Here is a 17,952-nt window from a genome sequence, read left to right as displayed (position 1 = left end):
TGGGGCGCGCTGCTTCTCCACCCTCGGTGTCGTCCCGGCGAAGGCCGGGACCCATAACCACAGGGAGAAGTTTGGCGACGACGGTCCGTTACTCTGCTTGGTTGGGACAAGCACCGCGGATCACCGATAGATCACGCGGTATGGGTCCCGGCCTTCGCCGGGACGACGCTGGAGGTACAGCGCGTCGTCACTCGCCGCAACGAGGCTAAGCAGTCAGCCGCGCGCCATCACGACCGGCGATCCGCAGCGGCACGACACTGCCGATACGCTCGCCCGCAATTGCCACCGGCAGATAATGCTCCGTCCGTCCCTGACCGTCGCTCTCGATCAGCACCTCACGCGTGGCCCCGATCTCGGCTTGCAGCCGCTGCAGAAGCGCAGCCTCACCGGCCGAGCGCAGCCGCTTCGACCGCTCCTTGATTGCGCCGCCCGCAACCTGCGGCATCCGCGCGGCCGGCGTGCCGGGACGCGGCGAATAGGGGAAGACGTGGAGGAATGTCAGGCCGCATTCCCTGACCAGGTCGAGCGAGCGCGAGAACATCTCCTCGGTCTCGGTCGGAAAGCCCGCGATGATGTCGGCCCCCAGCGCGATGTCCGGGCGCAGCCGGCGGACCCGATCGCAGAACGCGATCGCGTCGCCGCGCGTATGCCGCCGCTTCATGCGCTTCAAGATCATGTCGTCGCCGGACTGCAGCGACAGTTGCAGATGCGGCATCAACCGCGGATCGTCGGCGATGGCATCCAACAGATCGCTGTCCGCCTCGATCGAATCGATCGAGGAGATGCGCAAGCGCCTCAGCTCCGGCACATGCCGCAAGATCTGCTTCGTCAGCACGCCGAGTTTCGGCGTACCCGGCAGGTCGGCGCCGTAGCTGGTGAGATCGACGCCGGTCAGCACGATCTCGGCATGGCCGCGCGCGACCAACGCCCGGACCTGATCGACCACCGCGCCCATCGGCACCGAGCGCGAATTGCCGCGCCCGAACGGAATGATGCAGAAAGTGCAGCGATGGTCGCAGCCGTTCTGCACCTGCACGAACACGCGCGGCAGGCCGCTCGCAAAGCCGTCGATGAGATGCGGCGCCATCTCCTTCACCGCCATGATGTCGCTGACGGCGATTTTTTCGCTCGCACCAAGATCGAACGCCGCACGCGCCTCGCGCCATGCGGACGACCGCATTTTGTCGTCATTGCCGACGACGCGATCGACCTCGGCCATCTCGGCGAACATGCCGCTTTGCGTCTGCGCCGCGCAACCGGTGACGACGATGCGCGCTGCCGGCCGCTCGCGTTTCAGCTTGCGGATCAACTGGCGCGCCTGCGCCACCGCTTCGTTGGTGACGGCGCAGCTGTTGATGACGATGGTATCTGAAAGGCCTGCGCCCTCGGCCTCGCGGCGGATCACCTCGGCTTCAAAGGCGTTGAGGCGGCAGCCGAAGGTGACGATGTCGACGCTCATCACCCGACCGGCGCGAACAGCGCCGGATCGAAACGGCCTTCATATTCGAAAGTCGCCGTGCCCGTCATCAGCACGTGATCGTCGCGCTCGCGCCATTCGATCCCGAGCTTGCCGCCGGGCAGCGCGATCTCGACATTGCGCTCGGCGCGCTTCAGCCGCGCCGCCGCAACCGCCGTGGCACATGCGGCCGAGCCGCAGGCCCTGGTCAGGCCGGCGCCGCGCTCCCAGGTGCGGATCGTGATGTGCTGGGGATCGACGATATGGGCGAGCGTGATGTTGGCGCGCTCCGGAAAGATCGGATGGTTCTCCAGCAGCGGACCGAAACGCTCGAGATCGTAGGCGTTGACGTCATCGACCCAGAAGATCGCATGCGGATTGCCCATGCTGACGACTGAGGGCGAATGCAGGATCGGATTGTCGATCGGGCCGATCTGCAATTCGATGTAGCGGGTGTCGCGGAATTCCTGGTCGAGCGGAATGTCCTGCCAGCCGAATTTCGGCGCGCCCATGTCCACCGTATAAAGATCCGGCGCCGGACCCTGCCAGGCATTGAGCAGGCCCGCGGCCGTCTCGAACGTCGCATTGGTCTGGCCGGTCTTCTCGAAGACGCGCCGCACCACGCAGCGCATGCCGTTGCCGCAGGCGCCGGCCTCGGAGCCGTCACAGTTGTAGATGCTGATGAAAGCTTCGGTGCCGTCGAAGCGCGGCTTCTGCAGCACCATGAGCTGGTCGTAGGGCACACCGCCTCGCGCCGATGCCACCGCACGGGCGTCGTCCGGGGTGACCGTCGTGGCGGAATCGCGCATGTCGACAACGACGATCTCGTTGCCGATGCCGTTCATCTTGGCAAATACGTGGTTGGCCAGCGCGCTCATGAAAATTCCCGAATTTCGCCTGCCTTATATGGCGATCCTTGGCCCTCTTGGCCAGTGATTTGCCGACAAGAGCCAGGAGGCTGCCATGACGCATCTGTCATGGGACGAATTCGGCGCTCGCGTGTTAGAACGGCGAAATTCGCGCAACCGGGACATGCGGCCGGGTTAAGGCCTCGGGGACGTAAGGCCATGGCGGATAAGCTATTGGGGAGAATAAAAATGTTCAGGTTTCGTCGTCTCGCTTTGGCCGCGCTGATTCCGGCAGCGGCCTTGTCGTTTGGTCTGTCGGCCACGCTGGCCCAAACGCCGAGCCCGGCGCCGGCCGCATCGGCGAGCCCCTCGCCGGTCCCGTCAGCTTCGCCCTCCCCGGCCGCGAGCGCTGCACCCGTGGCCACGCCCTCGCCGGCGGCCAGCGCCTCGCCAAGCCCTTCAACGTCGCCTGCAGCGTCCCCTGCAACCTCGCCCGCAGCCAGTGCCTCACCGAGCCCCGCCCCGCCGCCCGCTGCAGCCGCGACGCCGGCTCCCGTGCAGACGGCCGATCCGTTCGGACAGGAGACCACGCTCGAGCCTAAGAAGGTCGTGATGGTCAAGGGCACTGCCAATTGGGACTCGGCCTTCGACACGCTGATCGACGCCTTCAAGGCGCTGAACACGCTGCTGGACAAGCAGGGCATCAAGCACGCCGGCAATTCGATGATCGTCTACACCTCGACCGACGATACCGGCTTCACCTTCCTGGCCGAGATCCCGGTCGAGCAGGACCCGAAGAACCTGCCCAAGGACATGAGCGTCGGCAAATCGCCGGAGGGCAAGGCGCTGAAATTCGTCCATCGCGGCTCCTACGACAACATGGACAACACCTACGAGGCGATCACCAATCACCTCGACGACAAGAAGCTGGAAGCCAAGGACACCTTCATCGAGGAATACCTCACCGATCCCCTGAAGACGGCCGAGGACAAGCTCGTGATCAATGTATTCGTGCCGCTGAAGTGAGACCGATGAAAAAGCCTGCCATCCTTTTGACCTCCCTTGTCACGTCCTTTGCCGCCGCGCTGCTGGCAACGCCTGCGCTTGCCGACGATTTTCCGTCCGCGATTTCGGTGAGCGGCGAAGCCACGATCTCCGGCGCGCCTGATCTGGCGCAGATCGACGCTGGCGTCGCCAACGACGCCAAGTCTGCGAAGGAAGCGTCCGACGCCAACAACGCCGCGATGGGCAAGGTGCTGCTGGCGCTGAAGGGCGCAGGCATTGACGAGAAGGATTACCAGACCTCGCGGCTGTCGCTGCAGCCGCAATACGGCCAGAACAAATCCACCGGCGCCTCGCCCGTGGTCGGCTTCCGCGCGTCAAACCGCGTCACCGTGAAGATCCGCGACGTGACCAAGGTCGCCGCCATCATCGACACGTTGGTCGGCGCCGGCGCCAACGATATCGGCAACATCTCCTTCGAGGTGACGCAGGCCTCGAAACTACTCGACGATGCCCGCGAGAAGGCCGTCGCAGACGCCCGCCGCAAAGCGGAGATCTACGCCAAGGCCACCGGCGTCACGCTCGGCGCGCCGCTCAGCGTGTCCGAAGGCGGCGCCCCGATGCCGCTGTTCAAGGGACGCATGGCCGCAGCGCCGATGGCCGCAGGCGGCGCGGCCGTTGCGCCCGGCGAGGAAACGCTGGCGGTGACGGTGAATGTGAGTTGGGCGATCAAGGCGAAAGAGCAGTAGGCGCAGCTGCCGCGACAGACCTCATTGTCGTCCCGGCGAAGCTAAATCTCCACCACCTGCCCCGGCTTCATCGCGACAAACCGCTCCTGCGGCACCTTTGCGGCGTCGAGCGCCTCGACCAAGGCCTTCGCCGGCGCATCGATGGCTTCATCGGTCAGCTGAAACGTGCCGTGATGATGCCCGAGTGCGGCTTGCGCGCCGCAATCCGCGAGCGCCTTCACCGCATCTTCCGGGTTCATGTGCTGGTCGCGCATGAACCAGCGCGGCTCGTAGGCGCCGATCGGGAGGATCGCCAGGCGTAGCGGGCCGTGCTTCTCGGCGACTCGGCGGAAATGCCCGCCATCGCCATAGCCGGAATCGCAGACGACGTAGATTTTCCCCGCCGGCGTCTCCAGCACGAAACTCGCCCATAGCGCCTTGTTGCGATCGAACATGCCGCGCGCCGACCAGTGCCGGGTCGGCACCAGCGTCACGGCGATGCCGCCGCCGAGCTCGACGCGATCGTGCCAGTCGAACGCTTCCACCTTGATCGTCGCATCGGTGCTGCGCATCGTGACGTCATTGCCGAGCGGGGTCACCACACGCGGGGCAAAATTCTTGGCGAGCCGCGACAGCGTCGCCATGTCGAGATGATCGTAATGGCCGTGCGAGACCAGCACGACATCGATCTTCGGCAGCTTGTCGAACGCAATGCCGGGATCGTTGTGCCGCTTGGGCCCGGCGAAGCTGACGGGCGAGACCCGCGACGACCAGACGGGATCGACGAGAATATTGAGGCCGCCGGTCTGGATCAGCCAGCTGGCGTGGCCGACGAAAGAGAGCCGCACCTTGTCGCCGTCGACGCGGTCCGGCGGGGTGTCGGCATGGGGGCTCGGCGCCCAATCCGGCCAGCTCGCGCGCTGCCGCTTGCCGCCGAATTGCCAGCGCAGGACCTCTCGAAGCGATTTCGGCGGCACGCCGTCCGGATCGAAGAAGTTCAGACCGTCGAAATGGTCGGAGACCGGGCCGTCATAGGTTTTCATGCGGGACATCCAAAGGGAGGGCACGCCGACCAATGCGCCGGCACCGGCGAGCAGTCCGAAAAGGCGGCGGCGGGTGATCGGCACGGATCTGGCTTCAGGGATGGTCTGAGGGGGAGGGCATCAAGCTTTCATATGGGCTGCCTCCGATGAAAAGGAACCCGCCGCCGGAAAGTTCATCTTTTCAAGGCCTTGCCTTCCAAAGCGGCCCCGGCCACCCTAACTTTCCTTGACTTTCGGGCGGCAGCGGCGTTTAACCCGGCCACTTTCTCGGAAAGGCTTTCTTTTCGACCCGCCCACTGGCCCCAGAGGCCAGAGGCCAACGCCCGACAGCGCTGTGCGCCCTCGGGCGTAAAGGTGTTTGGATTTTCTGCTCCCTCCTCCGCGCATGCGGGCAGAGGTGAAAAAGGACAACGGCATTGTTCGACAATCTGTCGGAACGGCTTGGCGGCATTCTCGATCGTCTGACGGGGCGCGGTGCGCTGACCGAAAAGGACGTCGACGCGGCCATGCGCGAGGTGCGCCGCGCGCTGCTGGAAGCCGACGTGGCTCTCGAGGTGGTGCGCAGCTTCACCGAGCGGGTCCGCGAGCAGGCGATCGGCGCCACCGTCGTCAAGTCGGTGACCCCAGGCCAGATGGTGGTCAAGATCGTCCACGACGAGCTGATCAACACGCTTGGCGCCGAAAGCCAGACCATCGACATCAATTCCGTGCCGCCGGTGCCGATCATGATGGTCGGCCTGCAAGGCTCCGGCAAGACCACCACCACCGCAAAGCTCGCCCGTCGCATGGTCCAGCGCGACAAGCGCAAGGTGCTGATGGCATCGCTCGACATCTACCGTCCCGCGGCGATGGAGCAGCTGGCCGTCCTGGGCCGCGACCTCGACATACCGACGCTGCCGATCGTCGCCGGCCAGCAGCCGGCGCAGATCGCGAAGCGCGCGCTCGAGGCCGGCAAGCTCGGCGGCTACGACGTCGTGCTGCTCGACACGGCCGGCCGCACCACGCTCGACGAAGAGATGATGGCGGAAGCAGCCGCGATCAAAGCCGCCGCAAATCCGCATGAAGTGCTGCTGGTGGCGGACAGCCTCACCGGCCAGGACGCCGTCAACCTCGCGCGCGCCTTCGACGAGCGCGTCGGCCTCACCGGCATCGTGCTGACACGAGTCGACGGCGACGGCCGGGGCGGCGCCGCGCTGTCGATGCGCGCGGTGACCGGCAAGCCGATCAAGCTGCTCGGCACCGGTGAAAAGACGGACGCGCTGGAGGATTTCCATCCCGACCGTATCGCCGGCCGCATCCTCGGCATGGGCGACGTGGTGTCGCTGGTCGAACGCGCTGCCGCCAACATCGATGCCGAAAAGGCTGCGCGCACCGCCGAGCGGATGCGCAAGGGTCAGTTCGACCTCAACGACATGCGCGAGCAGCTGTCGCAGATGGCCAATATGGGCGGCATCAGCGGCCTGATGGGCATGATGCCCGGCATCGCCAAGATGAAGAACCAGATCGCGGCCGCCGGCATCGACGACAAGATCTTGAAGCGCCAGGTCGCGGTGATCGATTCCATGACACGCGACGAGCGACGTCATCCCGATTTGCTCAAGGCCAGCCGCAAGAAGCGCATCGCCGCAGGTTCCGGCCAGAGTGTCGAGCAGGTCAACAAGCTGCTCAAGATGCACCGGAACATGGCCGACATGATGAAGGCCATGGGCTCCGGCAAGCGCGGTCCGCTCGCCGGCATCGCGCAGGCGATGGGCTTTGGCGGCGGCATGAAGCCGCCTTCGCCGGAAGAGATGAAGGCGCTGCAGGAAAAGATGCAGGGTGGCGGCGGACAAGGTCTGCCCAGCCTGCCGAAGGATTTACCTGCCGGACTGCGCCAGGGTCTGCCGAACGTTCCGGGTCTGACCGGGCTGAGCGGCAAGCCTATGCTGCCGGGCCTCGGCGGTTTCCCCGGCAAGAAGAAATGAGGAATTCGTCGCGGGAGATCGCAACGGTCTCGCGCAACGCGGAATACCAATCAACCGAACAAAACGTACTTTGAAGGAGAACTTAGATGTCCGTCGTTATCCGTCTCGCCCGCGCCGGCACCAAGAAGCGCCCCGTCTATCACGTCGTCGTCGCCGATTCGCGCTTCCCCCGCGATGGCCGCTTCATCGAGCGTCTCGGCTATTTCAACCCGCTGCTGCCGAAGGACAACGAGACCCGGCTGAAACTCGACATGGACAAGGTGAAGGCCTGGCTCGCCAAGGGCGCGCAGCCGTCGGACCGTGTGTCGCGCTTCCTCGACGCTGCCGGCGTCAAGAAGCGCGAAGTGCGCAACAATCCAGAGAAGGCCGTGCCGCGCAAGGAGCGCAAGGCGCAGGCCGAAGCCGCCGCGAAGGGTTAAGGCGAGATCATGCCGGCGCTGGTCTGCGTCGCGCGGATCGGCGCCGCGCATGGCGTGCGCGGCGCGGTCAAACTGTGGACCTTCACCGAAGATCCCTTTGCCGTGCGGAGCTACGGTCTGCTCTCGTCCAAGGACGGCAAGCGCCAGTTCGAGGTTGCAACGGCGCGCGCGGCCAAGGATCATCTGGTTGCGACGTTCAAGGGCGTCACGACCCGCGATGAGGCCGAGCGCCTCAACGGCATCGAGCTCTACGTCGCGCGCGAAAAACTTCCCGCGACGGACGAGGGCGAATATTACCACACCGATCTGATCGGGCTCGCCGCCGTCACCACGGCCGGCGATGCGCTCGGCCGCGTGCTCGCGATCCACAATTTCGGCGCCGGCGACATCATCGAGATCGCGCCGCCCACAGGCACCACGCTGCTGCTGCCGTTCACGGACGCGGTGGTGCCGGAGGTCGACATCGCAGGCGGCCGCGTCGTGATCGCGCTGCCGCAGGAAATCGAGGCAGAGGACACGGAGGAGGATTCCTCCCCGAGTCGTCCGGGCGAAGGCCGGGACCCATAACCACAGGCCAGAATTTTTGGCTAAGCTGATCGCTCCAGCCGTCGCAAAACGAAGTGCGGTGGTTATGGGTCCCGGATCTGCGCTCTGCTTGTCCGGGACGACAATAATTGAGATCCAATGACCACCTCCTCACCCTGGCGCGCGACGGTGCTGACGCTGTTTCCGGAGATGTTTCCCGGGCCACTGGGCGTGAGCCTGGCCGGCCGGGCGCTGGCTGGCGGGCTCTGGGAGTTGGAGGCGCGGGACATCCGGGCCTCGGCAACCGACCGCCACCGCAGCGTCGATGACACCCCGGCCGGCGGCGGGCCGGGCATGGTGCTACGGGCCGATGTTTTGGCGGCAGCCATCGATGCCGCCGGGATTGGCCCGGACCGGCCGAAACTGCTGATGAGCCCGAGGGGTCGGCCATTGACCCAGGCCCGCGTCCTGGAGCTCGCCAAGGGTCCGGGTCCCCTGATCGTCTGCGGGCGGTTCGAGGGAGTGGACCAGCGGGTGATCGACGGGCGGGGTCTGGAGGAGGTCTCGATCGGGGATTACGTGCTCTCCGGGGGCGAAATCGCGGCCCTGGCCCTGATCGACGCCTGTGTTCGGCTAATGCCCGGGGTGATGGGCAAGGAAGCCTCGGGAACCGAGGAAAGCTTCTCCGACGGCCTCCTCGAGTACCCCCAATACACCCGGCCGCAGCTGTTCGAGGGGACCCCGATCCCGGAGATCCTGACCTCCGGCGACCACGCCAAGGTCGCCAGCTGGCGGCGGGCGGAATCCGAGGCCCTGACGGCGGCCCGGCGACCGGATTTGTGGGCCCAGATCCCGAGCAAAGTCCCGAATCGGGCCGGACGCCAAAAAACGCCAAAAAACAAGACAGACGGGTGACAAACGCTCCGGCTTGCCTTATAGCAGCGGCCACATCCGCAATGGCTGGATAAACGAATTTCGCGCAGCCCCCGTTTTCCAAGGCTGGGCGCGCCGATGGAGATTTACCCATGAACCTGATCCAACAGCTCGAAAAAGAGCAATTCGACAAGCTCTCCGCCAACAAGGAGATTCCGGAATTCGGTCCCGGCGATACCGTGATCGTCAACGTGAAGGTCGTCGAAGGCGACCGCACCCGCGTGCAGGCCTATGAAGGCGTTTGCATCGGCCGTTCCGGCGGCGGTCTCAACGAGAGCTTCACGGTGCGCAAGATTTCGTACGGCGAAGGCGTGGAGCGCGTGTTCCCGGTGATGTCGCCGATGATCGACTCGATCAAGGTGGTGCGCCGCGGCAAGGTGCGTCGCGCCAAGCTCTATTACCTCCGCAACCTTCGCGGCAAGTCGGCCCGCATCGTCGAGAAGAAGCAGGACCGCCCGGCTGCTGCCGTCAACGAGTAAGCTCCGCTTACAGGCGAGTTACCGAGAGCGCGGGGCCAAACCCCGCGCTTTTTTGTTGCGTCAGCCGTGCGCGTCAAAGCCCTCGCGATTTCAGTTCGGCCTGCTATATATTCTTGGAATGTTTCCAGATTTGACCAGCCTCTCGCCCGTCAAGCGCGTCATCATCGACGATCGCTCGCGGCTGCCCGGCCGGTTCTTCGGACGCTTCGCGACCTCGGCAACGTCAGAGCTTACGCGCGCAGCCTAAAAGCTGCGCTGACGATTTTGTTGCCCCGCGCGCCAGCCGCGCAACCCGCTCTACACAACATTCCTGGAGCTGACGCTCATGTCCAAGCCGACCACATTGTACGACAAGATCTGGAACGACCATCTGGTGCACGAAGCCGAGGACGGCACCTGCCTGCTCTATATCGATCGCCATCTGGTGCACGAGGTCACTTCACCGCAGGCGTTCGAAGGCCTGCGCGCCACCGGCCGCAAGGTCCACGCGCCCGAGAAGACGCTGGCCGTCGTCGATCACAACGTGCCGACCACCGACCGCACCAAGCCGAACCCCGACCCTGAAAGCATCGAGCAGATCAAGGCACTGGCCGACAACGCCAAGGAATTCGGCATCGAATATTACGACGAGTTCGACAAGCGTCAGGGCGTCGTCCACGTCATCGGTCCCGAGCAGGGCTTCACGCTGCCCGGCACCACCATCGTCTGCGGTGACAGCCACACCTCGACGCATGGTGCGTTCGGCGCGCTCGCGCACGGCATCGGCACGTCGGAAGTCGAGCATGTGCTGGCGACGCAGACGCTGATCCAGAAGAAGGCGAAGAACATGCGCGTCACCGTCGACGGCAAATTGCCGGATGGCGTGACGGGCAAGGACATCATCCTCGCGATCATCGGCGAGATCGGCACCGCGGGCGGCACCGGCTACGTGCTCGAATACGCCGGCGACGCGATTCGTGCGCTCAGCATGGAAGGCCGCATGACGGTCTGCAACATGTCGATCGAAGGCGGTGCGCGCGCCGGCCTGGTCGCGCCGGACCAGAAGGCGTTCGACTTCTTGCGCGGCCGCCCGAAGGCACCGAAGGGCGCGGATTGGGACGCCGCGATGCGTTACTGGGAGAAGTTGCGCTCGGACGAGGGCGCGCATTTCGACCACGAGCTGCGGCTCGATGCAGCGAAGCTGCCGCCGATCGTGACCTGGGGCACTTCGCCTGAGGACGTCATCTCGGTCACCGGCAGCGTGCCCGATCCCGACAAGATCGCGGACGAGGCCAAGCGTCTCTCCAAGCACCGTGCCTTGAAATACATGGGCCTGACCGCGGGGACGAAGATCACCGACATCAAGCTCGACCGCATCTTCATCGGCTCCTGCACCAACGGCCGGATCGAGGATCTGCGCGCCGCCGCCAAGATCGCGGAAGGCAAGCAGGTCGCAGGCGGCGTCAACGCCATGGTCGTGCCGGGCTCCGGCCTCGTGAAGGAGCAGGCCGAGGCTGAAGGTCTGGACAAGATCTTCATCAAGGCCGGCTTCGAATGGCGCGAGCCCGGTTGCTCGATGTGCCTCGCGATGAACCCCGACAAGCTGGCTCCGGAAGAGCGCTGCGCCTCGACCTCGAACCGCAACTTCGAGGGCCGCCAGGGCTTCAAGGGCCGCACCCATCTGGTGTCGCCGGCGATGGCCGCAGCCGCTGCGATCGCGGGTCACTTCGTCGACATCAGGGAGTGGCGGTAAGCCGCTCCCTGCAATTTGAGCGATCGCGGCAAACCGCCGTTAATCGGCAGCGCCGACACTGCGTCCTCGCGAGGGTTTTGCGAGGACAGGAGCTCATGGCCGGCAAGCCTGAATATGTCGATCTGATCAGCGCGGCGACGCCCCAGCACCGGCGGCGCGCGGCACCGCTGCGCATGGTCGCCAAGCCCGAGGTCGAGGAGACCTCAAAGCTCAGCCGCTGGCCGCCGGCGATGTTCAAGCAATGGAAGCTGGAGAACCTCACGCGCTGGACGTCGGCGACCTGGAAACTGAAGGATTGGATTTAGGCCACATCCCCGTCATGCCCGTGCTTGTCCCGGGCATCCACGAACTTTCTGCACAAGCCCAATAACGTGGATGGCCGGGACAAGCCCGGCCATGACGCGTGCGGAGCTAGCAGCAACTCACATCACCAATAGCGGTACGGATGGTGCCAGCGATGCCAGCGGCAGACGCGGCGCGGGCCGTAATAGGTCCAGATGACCCGGCAGCGGCGCGGATGGCTGTAATAGGGATAGTAGCCGCCATAGTAGCGCCGGTGGAAATGGCGATGGCCGTAATAGGCGGGGCGATAGATGCCGTAGCGATGGAATCCGCCTCCGCCATAGTGGCGAACTCCGCCGTAGCGATAGCCGCCGCCATGAAAGGCGGGCGCGGCGCGGAAGCCACCCGCGTGGAAACCACCGCCGCGGAAGCCACCGATATGCCCTCCGCCACCGTGGAAGCCGCCTCCACCGTGGAAGCCGCCGCCATGACCGCCACCACCATGTCCACCGCCGCCGCCGCCGTGGCGAACCGGGATCACATCGCCACTTGCGGCCTTCGCCGCAGGCAACGCCGTCGGATTGATCGGGGTCATCGCCTCGGCAGGACGCGTGGTCCCGGCCGACAGCATCAGCGTCGCAGCAGCCGCAATCCCGAGCAAGCGCATCGGGCTTGCCCTGAGACCCAATATTCTCAGCATCGACTTCTCCCTGAATCTGGACAGCGGAGTTGCGACGCTCGCTCCCGGCGCGCGTCATCCCTGTTCATTGGCAGTCGCTCCCAAGATTAAATTAGGGACAGCGACGTGAATGCCTCATGAATGAACGACGGGCCCGGCGTCGCGCCGCGACGTCGTCACCATGGCCCGAAGCCGAGCACGAACGGCGCCGGCACGCCGTAAGGATAAGGACGGTAGTAGACCGGCCGCGCGTAGTAATGCGGATCCGGACGCGGGGCGTATCGCACAACGTCGGACCGCACATGTCGGCGCCCGTCGAACACCGCGCGCCCGGCCGACGCGTCGGGCAGCTTCGTCACCCTGTGCGCAGCGGACGCGTGAGGCAGGCCTGCGGCAAGCCCGACGGCAACCGCCAATGCGAACCATCTCGTCATGAAGACCTCCGCCTCAGGCGCGCGACGGCATCGCGCTCGTATCAGCCCCGGCGCCAGTAGCAGCTCATATGCGGCACGATCACCGTGCCGCTCGGGCGATATTCCTGCACATAGGTGGCGTTGCACTCGCGGACCGCATCGGGACCGGGATTGTAACGGGGATAGACGCCATCCGGACTGTAATAGGGCGTGACGCGCAGGCGCGCCGGGGCCCGCTTGCGCGGCGGCGGGAGATCGTTTCGTGAGGCCGCCTGGGCGAGCCTGATGCCGGGAGCCGCGGTCTGGGCCTCCGCGCCAACGCAAAACTGCGAAAACAACCCCATGCACAGTAGCGTCAGCGCTGTTTTCGCTCGCATTTTTCCGCCCATTTGAACGTCCACTTCGAGGCCCTACGCTCCCCGTTTTGACGGCGCCCGTCAACCTCGTCGCGCTTATAAAGCCGGATGCATCGCCGCGAAACCCACGCTATGACAAGCCCATGTGGACGGAATTGAAAGCGCCCTCGCTGGCCGAGATGGAAGCGATGGCGCACGAAGTGTTCGAACGCCTGCCGGCGGAGTTTCGAAGGCTGTGCGAGGGCGTGATCATCCGCGTCGACGACTTCCCGACCGAGGAAGTCCTGGACGAGATGGCATGCGAGAGCGAGTTCGACCTGCTCGGCCTGTTCCAAGGCGTCGGCCTGCCGCAGCAGAGTTTTGGCGACATGGCGCGGCTGCCCAACATGGTCTGGCTCTACCGCCGGCCGATCCTGGACTATTGGGCCGAGCACGACGAAAGCCTCGGCCATATCGTCCGCCACGTCCTGATCCACGAGATCGGTCATCATTTCGGCCTGTCGGACGACGATATGACTGCGATCGAGGCTCAAGAGCCCGGTTAGGCAGACGAGATCTGCCGAATTCGGCCTAGGATTTCCGCCCCGATCGCGATAAATACCGGTTCCCTAGACCACCCCGGGAAAGCGCAACCATGGACAAGTTCACCACGCTGGAAGGCGTCGCGGCGCCGCTGAAGATCATCAATGTCGACACCGACATGATCATTCCGAAGCAGTACCTCAAGACCATCAAGCGCACCGGCCTTGGCAAGGGGCTCTTCTCCGAGCAGCGCTACAAGGACGACGGCAGCGAGAATCCGGATTTCGTCCTCAACCAGCCCGCCTATCGCAATGCGAAGGTGCTGGTCGCCGGGGACAATTTCGGCTGCGGCTCGAGCCGCGAGCACGCGCCTTGGGCGCTGCTCGACTTCGGCATTCGCTGCGTGATCTCGACCTCGTTCGGCGACATCTTCTACAACAACTGCTTCAAGAACGGCATTTTGCCGATCCGCGTTGCCCAGGAAGACCTCGACAAGCTGTTCGACGACGCCGAGCGTGGCGCCAACGCGACGCTGACGATCGACCTGCCGAACCAGGAGATCCGCGGTCCCGACGGCGGCAAGGTCAAGTTCGAGATCGACCCGTTCCGCAAGCACTGCCTGATCAACGGCCTCGACGACATCGGCCTGACGATGGAGAAGAAGGCCTCGATCGACACCTATGAGGACAAGCTCAAGCGCGAACGCGCCTGGGCCTGATCTCGAGTTTTTGTTTGAGCCCTGGCGCTGACAGCGCCGGGGCTTTTTCTTTGCCAGCGTTGTCCTCTATAGCTTGCGCCATGCTGCCCGACATCGTCACCTTCTGGCACGGCCCAATGGACGCCCTGCGCCAGACCTGCCTGCGCTCGCAGCTGGCTGCCGGCCACAAGGTCACGGTCTACAGTTTCGACACCATTCCCGGCCTGCCCGCCGGCGTCGGCAACGCGGATGCCGAAGCGATCCTGCCGCATGCGTTCTCCGAACGATTGCGACCGCCGCAGCCGGACGGCAACTGGCGCGACTGGACCACGCTTCAGTTCAGCGACTTCTTCCGCATGAAGCTGATGGCAAAAGGCCTCGGCCTCTGGCTCGACGCCGATGTGCTGCTGCTCAAATCCGTCGAGATCAATCCGGCAAAGCCCTACTTTGCGTGGGAGCGGCCACGCCAGCTCGGCAATTCCGTGATCTACCTCCCATCCGAACACGGCATCGTTGCCGCTTTCGAAGAGCTGATGGAGCAGGAGGAGCTGACGCCGAACTGGCTGTCGCTGCGCCATCGCGTCACGTTTGCGATGCGCCGCCTGCGCGGCGGCTCGAACCGCCTCTCCGACATCCGCGTTGCGATCTTCGGGCCGGCGGCACTCACCGCGCTCGCGCGCCGCACCGGCGAGCTGCACTGCGCATTGCCGAAGCAGTCGTTCTACGCCGTGCATGCCGAGCCAAAACTGTTCTTCGATCCCTCGAACTATCTCGGCCTGGTCACCGACCGCGACATCATCGGCCTGCACATCTCGCCAAAGGGCCGCGGGGCTGAGAAGCCGATCCCGGGCAGCCTGTATGCGTGGGCGGCGGAGCGGTTCGGCTGACTGCCGCGCAAGAGGTGCGCTCCCTCTCCCGCTTGCGGGAGAGGGTTGAGGAGAGGGTGTCTCCACAACGGGACAATCCCCTAGAGGAGAGAGCCCTCACCCGGCGCGCGGAGCGATGCTTCGCATCGCCCGGGCGCGCCGACCTCTCCCGCAAGCGGGAGAGGTGCAGCGGAGCTCGGGGCTCCCTCATCGCTATTTGATCCAGCGCAACGCGCACCTGCACCATTGTGCCTAATCTCGCTCCAATTCCGCCGTTCGAATGGAGCTTCGCATGAGCACCGCAACCAGGCCTTATCCCATTGTCCAGGACCTCATCGAGTCCTTTGCAAGCTGGCTGAAGCATCGCCGCGAGCTGAACGAGATCCGGCAGCTCGACCGCGCCGATTTCGATCGCATCGCGCAAGACTTGCGGATCGCGCCTGACGATCTCGAAGAGCTGGTTCGCCACGGCAAGCACGCCGCCGACGAATTGCCGAAGATGCTGGAGCAGCTCGGCATCAGCGCCGAAGGGCTCGGCCGCGCGCATCCGCTGCTGCTGCGCGACATGGAGCGGGTCTGCGCGCTTTGCAGCCACAAGGGTCAGTGCGATCGCGAGCTGGCCGACGGCACCGCCGTGCAGAACTACCACGGCTTCTGCGCCAATGCGTCGACGCTGGAGTCGCTCGATCGGGCGGATCACGCGCATCGCTAAGGCACGCAGATCTTCTGCGCCGGCGGGCGAACGGATAGCGCCGCTCTCCAGGGCTGCCAGCCGTCCGGCTGGCGCTCGACTGCCGGCCTTCCAAATCCCGTAACAAACCGTCAACGCGGTCTGCGCAGATCAGGCACTGCTGGCCATCGCCGCGGCTTCCGCTGCGGCGCGCTGCATGCTGGTCGACATCTCGTTTGTCACGGTGCTTTGCTCTTCGATGGCCGCGGCCGTCGACGTCACATATTCGCTGACGTTGTTGATGGCCGTCTTGATCGAAGCAAGCGCAGTGACGACGTCGCCGGAGATGCCGTTGAGGCTGCCGATCTCGGCGCCGATCTTGTCAGTGGCCTGCTTGGCCTGGTTAGCGAGGCTCTTGACCTCCGAGGCCACCACCGCAAAGCCCCGACCGGCTTCGCCGGCGCGGGCGGATTCGATGGTGGCGTTAAGGGCCAGGAGGTTGATCTGGCCGGTGATGTTGTTGATGAGCTCGACGATCCCGCTCATCGCCAGCGCTGCTTCGGTGAGGCGCTGGGCCTGGGCGTCGGCGGCGGCGACCTGATCCACCGCGCTCATCGCGGTATCGCGGGATTTGGTCATGGCTTCCGAAATTTCGCGCACTGAGGCGTTCAGCTCCTCGGAGCCTGCGGCAACAGACTCCATCATGCCGCGAACGCGCTCGTTGCCCATGCGGACCAGCACCTGCTTCGTGACGTCGGTCGCATATTTCACGACCTTGAACGGCTTGCCGTTGAGATCCATGATCGGGTTGTAGGAGGCCTGGATGTAGACCTCCTTGCCGCCCTTGCCGATGCGCTTGTATTCGGCCGCCTGGTACAGGCCGCGGTTGAGCGCCGCCCAGAACTCGCGATAGCCGTTGCCATCGCGCTCCGACGGCTCCACGAACATGCTGTGGTGCTTGCCCTTGATCTCCCCCAGCGAATAGCCGAGCGCGCCGAGGAAGTTCTCGTTCGCGGTGACGATCGTGCCGTCCATGTTGAACTCGATCACGGCCTGGGCCTTCTCGATGGCCGCGATCTGGCCCGCAAGGTCGGCATTCTTCAGCTTCTCCGCCGTGACGTCGGTCGCGAACTTGGCGACACCGAACGGCTTGCCGTTCTCGTCGAGTAGCGGATTGTAGGAGGCGAGGATCCAGACCTCGCGGCCGCCCTTGCCGATCCGCTTGAATTCGCCCGCCTGGTATTCGCCGCGGTTGAGCTTGGCCCAGAGCTCGCGATAGGCCGTGCCGTTGCGCTCGGCCTCGGCGATGAACATGCTGTGATGCTTGCCCTCGATTTCGGGCAACGAATAGCCAAGCGCCTTGCAGAAATTCTCGTTGGCAGTGACGATGGTGCCGTCGAGCTTGAACTCGACTACGGCCTGGGCCCGGCCAACGGCGGCGATCTTCGAAGCGTCCGCCATGCTGCGGATCTTCTTCTCGGTGATGTCGGTCGCAATCTTGGCGACCATCACTGTCTTGCCGTTGCCGTCGAGCACGGGATTGTAGGATGCTTCGATCCAGACCTCGCGGCCGCCCTTCGCGATCCGCTTGAACTCGCGCGCCTGATACTCGCCACTGTTTAATGCAGCCCAGAACGCCTTGTACTCGGTGCTGTCGCGCTGGTCGGCCGGCACGAACATGGAGTGATGCTTGCCCTGGATCTCGTCGAGCCGATAGCCGAGCGCATCGAGAAAGTTCTTATTGGCCGTGATGATCGTCCCATCAAGGTTGAATTCGATCATGGCTTGTGAGCGGCCGATTGCCTCAATCTGAGCTTGTGCATCGACGCGGGATTTACGACCGAACATTTCATCGCTCCGAAATTGATGCTTCGCCTGCAGCGCATGCGCTTCCAAACGATTGCAGCATTCATGGTTTCGCTCGGAATCTCGAGAGGACCAACTGTGTGTCCGCTGTGCGACCCAGCACCTGAAGGAGGTACACGAATCGAATTATCAGGGCATTTGTCCGACCGAAGACACAATGGCCGGATTCTGCCAAAGCGATAGCCGGACGGAGACATCCCGAGCCTCGCTCAGACGCCGAGGAGGCCATCGCGCCTGAATTGCGGACGCCGGCCCAAGATCGTTATCGGTATTCGGCAACGGGCCGGCATCGATCGCCCTCACCTCGGCTCGGGGTGATCCGTTGGCGCAAGAAAAACGTTTAGGCATTGCGTCGGCTCTCCAGACAATTTGTCGCAGCGGCTCGAACTTCGCGTGCAGGTTCACGCTCCGGCAAGCGTCAACGACGTCCGCGGGTCATGCCACGGAATCCCAATTGGTAGCGCCCGAATGG

Annotated in this window: 20 protein-coding genes; 13 read left to right on the top strand and 7 right to left on the bottom strand. The window is 64.6% G+C overall.

The genetic code is table 11. The features are described 5' to 3' along the window. Nucleotides 1-205: 205 nt before the first annotated feature. Nucleotides 206-1,459 carry a tRNA (N(6)-L-threonylcarbamoyladenosine(37)-C(2))-methylthiotransferase MtaB gene (mtaB, locus tag N551_RS0107245; RefSeq protein WP_027566383.1) on the bottom strand — a complete coding sequence of 418 codons (1,254 nt, stop codon included), beginning with the start codon at nucleotides 1,457-1,459 and terminating at the stop codon, nucleotides 206-208. Then, nucleotides 1,459-2,334, bottom strand: a complete 876-nt coding sequence (dapF, locus tag N551_RS0107240; RefSeq protein ID WP_027566382.1) for a diaminopimelate epimerase — start codon at nucleotides 2,332-2,334, stop codon at nucleotides 1,459-1,461. The genes mtaB and dapF overlap by 1 nt, the downstream gene beginning before the upstream one ends. Nucleotides 2,335-2,553: 219 nt before the next feature. Between dapF and N551_RS36815 the strand changes: the two genes are divergently transcribed. Beyond that, nucleotides 2,554-3,330, top strand: coding sequence for a GyrI-like domain-containing protein (locus N551_RS36815; protein WP_027566381.1), 777 nt, complete (start codon nucleotides 2,554-2,556; stop codon nucleotides 3,328-3,330). A gap of 5 nt (nucleotides 3,331-3,335) precedes the next feature. Next, nucleotides 3,336-4,055, top strand: coding sequence for an SIMPL domain-containing protein (locus N551_RS0107230; RefSeq protein WP_027566380.1), 720 nt, complete (start codon nucleotides 3,336-3,338; stop codon nucleotides 4,053-4,055). Between the two features lie 41 nt (nucleotides 4,056-4,096). Here N551_RS0107230 and N551_RS0107225 read toward each other — a convergent pair whose 3' ends face one another. Further along, on the bottom strand, nucleotides 4,097-5,161 hold the full coding sequence (locus N551_RS0107225; protein WP_027566379.1) for an MBL fold metallo-hydrolase: 1,065 nt from the start codon (nucleotides 5,159-5,161) through the stop codon (nucleotides 4,097-4,099). Nucleotides 5,162-5,493: 332 nt separating this feature from the next. Here N551_RS0107225 and ffh point away from each other — a divergent pair, with 332 nt between their 5' ends. From ffh to N551_RS0107185, 7 genes are all read left to right on the top strand, one after another. Continuing rightward, entirely contained in the window at nucleotides 5,494-7,041 is a 1,548-nt protein-coding gene (ffh, locus tag N551_RS0107220) for a signal recognition particle protein (protein WP_027566378.1), read from the top strand. Nucleotides 7,042-7,127: 86 nt separating this feature from the next. Beyond that, nucleotides 7,128-7,460, top strand: coding sequence for a 30S ribosomal protein S16 (rpsP, locus tag N551_RS0107215; RefSeq protein ID WP_007598827.1), 333 nt, complete (start codon nucleotides 7,128-7,130; stop codon nucleotides 7,458-7,460). Nucleotides 7,461-7,469: 9 nt separating this feature from the next. Next, nucleotides 7,470-8,027, top strand: coding sequence for a ribosome maturation factor RimM (gene rimM, locus N551_RS0107210; protein ID WP_027566377.1), 558 nt, complete (start codon nucleotides 7,470-7,472; stop codon nucleotides 8,025-8,027). A gap of 117 nt (nucleotides 8,028-8,144) precedes the next feature. Beyond that, the gene (trmD, locus tag N551_RS0107205; RefSeq protein WP_027566376.1) at nucleotides 8,145-8,900 is read left to right on the top strand and encodes a tRNA (guanosine(37)-N1)-methyltransferase TrmD; all 756 of its coding nucleotides are present in this window, start codon (nucleotides 8,145-8,147) and stop codon (nucleotides 8,898-8,900) included. Nucleotides 8,901-9,010: 110 nt separating this feature from the next. Next, on the top strand, nucleotides 9,011-9,397 hold the full coding sequence (gene rplS, locus N551_RS0107200) for a 50S ribosomal protein L19 (protein WP_007598824.1): 387 nt from the start codon (nucleotides 9,011-9,013) through the stop codon (nucleotides 9,395-9,397). A gap of 325 nt (nucleotides 9,398-9,722) precedes the next feature. Next, nucleotides 9,723-11,129, top strand: a complete 1,407-nt coding sequence (gene leuC, locus N551_RS0107190) for a 3-isopropylmalate dehydratase large subunit (protein ID WP_027566375.1) — start codon at nucleotides 9,723-9,725, stop codon at nucleotides 11,127-11,129. Between the two features lie 95 nt (nucleotides 11,130-11,224). After that, entirely contained in the window at nucleotides 11,225-11,434 is a 210-nt protein-coding gene (locus tag N551_RS0107185; protein WP_027566374.1) for a hypothetical protein, read from the top strand. 122 nt (nucleotides 11,435-11,556) lie between these two features. Here N551_RS0107185 and N551_RS0107180 read toward each other — a convergent pair whose 3' ends face one another. From N551_RS0107180 to N551_RS0107170, 3 genes are all read right to left on the bottom strand, one after another. After that, nucleotides 11,557-12,111 carry a hypothetical protein gene (locus tag N551_RS0107180; protein ID WP_027566373.1) on the bottom strand — a complete coding sequence of 185 codons (555 nt, stop codon included), beginning with the start codon at nucleotides 12,109-12,111 and terminating at the stop codon, nucleotides 11,557-11,559. Nucleotides 12,112-12,266: 155 nt separating this feature from the next. Next, on the bottom strand, nucleotides 12,267-12,524 hold the full coding sequence (locus tag N551_RS0107175) for a hypothetical protein (protein ID WP_027514972.1): 258 nt from the start codon (nucleotides 12,522-12,524) through the stop codon (nucleotides 12,267-12,269). A 41-nt stretch (nucleotides 12,525-12,565) separates the two neighbouring features. Next, nucleotides 12,566-12,847, bottom strand: coding sequence for a hypothetical protein (locus tag N551_RS0107170; RefSeq protein ID WP_027566372.1), 282 nt, complete (start codon nucleotides 12,845-12,847; stop codon nucleotides 12,566-12,568). 155 nt (nucleotides 12,848-13,002) lie between these two features. On the opposite strand from N551_RS0107170, the gene N551_RS0107165 reads away from it, so the two are divergent. From N551_RS0107165 to N551_RS0107150, 4 genes are all read left to right on the top strand, one after another. After that, nucleotides 13,003-13,404, top strand: coding sequence for a metallopeptidase family protein (locus N551_RS0107165; RefSeq protein ID WP_027566371.1), 402 nt, complete (start codon nucleotides 13,003-13,005; stop codon nucleotides 13,402-13,404). Nucleotides 13,405-13,493: 89 nt separating this feature from the next. After that, complete coding sequence (gene leuD / locus N551_RS0107160) at nucleotides 13,494-14,099, top strand: 3-isopropylmalate dehydratase small subunit (protein WP_018459795.1); 606 nt, start codon at nucleotides 13,494-13,496, stop codon at nucleotides 14,097-14,099. 80 nt (nucleotides 14,100-14,179) lie between these two features. Continuing rightward, a complete protein-coding gene (locus tag N551_RS0107155; protein WP_027566370.1) occupies nucleotides 14,180-14,965 on the top strand; it encodes a hypothetical protein in 786 nt (261 codons plus the stop codon). Between the two features lie 271 nt (nucleotides 14,966-15,236). Beyond that, nucleotides 15,237-15,656 carry a hypothetical protein gene (locus tag N551_RS0107150; protein ID WP_027566369.1) on the top strand — a complete coding sequence of 140 codons (420 nt, stop codon included), beginning with the start codon at nucleotides 15,237-15,239 and terminating at the stop codon, nucleotides 15,654-15,656. Nucleotides 15,657-15,785: 129 nt separating this feature from the next. On the opposite strand, the gene N551_RS0107145 is transcribed toward N551_RS0107150, so the two are convergent. Beyond that, nucleotides 15,786-17,462, bottom strand: coding sequence for a PAS domain-containing methyl-accepting chemotaxis protein (locus N551_RS0107145; protein ID WP_027566368.1), 1,677 nt, complete (start codon nucleotides 17,460-17,462; stop codon nucleotides 15,786-15,788). Nucleotides 17,463-17,952 lie beyond the last annotated feature (490 nt).

It is taken from the genome of Bradyrhizobium sp. URHA0013 (assembly GCF_000518345.1).
GTDB lineage: Bacteria > Pseudomonadota > Alphaproteobacteria > Rhizobiales > Xanthobacteraceae > Bradyrhizobium.
Note: the sequence above shows the minus strand (reverse complement) of the source record. Positions and strands in the feature narration are given on the sequence as shown.

What these genes read in the sequence shown, in the direction of transcription:
- rimM (WP_027566377.1), top strand. Translation starts at nt 7,470, where the DNA reads ATGCCGGCGCTGGTCTGCGTCGCGCGGATCGGCGCCGCGCATGGCGTG.
- N551_RS0107170 (WP_027566372.1), bottom strand. Translation starts at nt 12,847, where the DNA reads ATGGGGTTGTTTTCGCAGTTTTGCGTTGGCGCGGAGGCCCAGACCGCG.
- trmD (WP_027566376.1), top strand. Translation starts at nt 8,145, where the DNA reads ATGACCACCTCCTCACCCTGGCGCGCGACGGTGCTGACGCTGTTTCCG.
- leuD (WP_018459795.1), top strand. Translation starts at nt 13,494, where the DNA reads ATGGACAAGTTCACCACGCTGGAAGGCGTCGCGGCGCCGCTGAAGATC.
- N551_RS0107175 (WP_027514972.1), bottom strand. Translation starts at nt 12,524, where the DNA reads ATGACGAGATGGTTCGCATTGGCGGTTGCCGTCGGGCTTGCCGCAGGC.
- N551_RS0107180 (WP_027566373.1), bottom strand. Translation starts at nt 12,111, where the DNA reads ATGCTGAGAATATTGGGTCTCAGGGCAAGCCCGATGCGCTTGCTCGGG.
- dapF (WP_027566382.1), bottom strand. Translation starts at nt 2,334, where the DNA reads ATGAGCGCGCTGGCCAACCACGTATTTGCCAAGATGAACGGCATCGGC.
- N551_RS0107145 (WP_027566368.1), bottom strand. Translation starts at nt 17,462, where the DNA reads ATGTTCGGTCGTAAATCCCGCGTCGATGCACAAGCTCAGATTGAGGCA.
- N551_RS36815 (WP_027566381.1), top strand. Translation starts at nt 2,554, where the DNA reads ATGTTCAGGTTTCGTCGTCTCGCTTTGGCCGCGCTGATTCCGGCAGCG.
- N551_RS0107165 (WP_027566371.1), top strand. Translation starts at nt 13,003, where the DNA reads ATGTGGACGGAATTGAAAGCGCCCTCGCTGGCCGAGATGGAAGCGATG.
- N551_RS0107150 (WP_027566369.1), top strand. Translation starts at nt 15,237, where the DNA reads ATGAGCACCGCAACCAGGCCTTATCCCATTGTCCAGGACCTCATCGAG.
- N551_RS0107185 (WP_027566374.1), top strand. Translation starts at nt 11,225, where the DNA reads ATGGCCGGCAAGCCTGAATATGTCGATCTGATCAGCGCGGCGACGCCC.
- leuC (WP_027566375.1), top strand. Translation starts at nt 9,723, where the DNA reads ATGTCCAAGCCGACCACATTGTACGACAAGATCTGGAACGACCATCTG.
- N551_RS0107230 (WP_027566380.1), top strand. Translation starts at nt 3,336, where the DNA reads ATGAAAAAGCCTGCCATCCTTTTGACCTCCCTTGTCACGTCCTTTGCC.
- rplS (WP_007598824.1), top strand. Translation starts at nt 9,011, where the DNA reads ATGAACCTGATCCAACAGCTCGAAAAAGAGCAATTCGACAAGCTCTCC.
- N551_RS0107155 (WP_027566370.1), top strand. Translation starts at nt 14,180, where the DNA reads ATGCTGCCCGACATCGTCACCTTCTGGCACGGCCCAATGGACGCCCTG.
- mtaB (WP_027566383.1), bottom strand. Translation starts at nt 1,459, where the DNA reads ATGAGCGTCGACATCGTCACCTTCGGCTGCCGCCTCAACGCCTTTGAA.
- rpsP (WP_007598827.1), top strand. Translation starts at nt 7,128, where the DNA reads ATGTCCGTCGTTATCCGTCTCGCCCGCGCCGGCACCAAGAAGCGCCCC.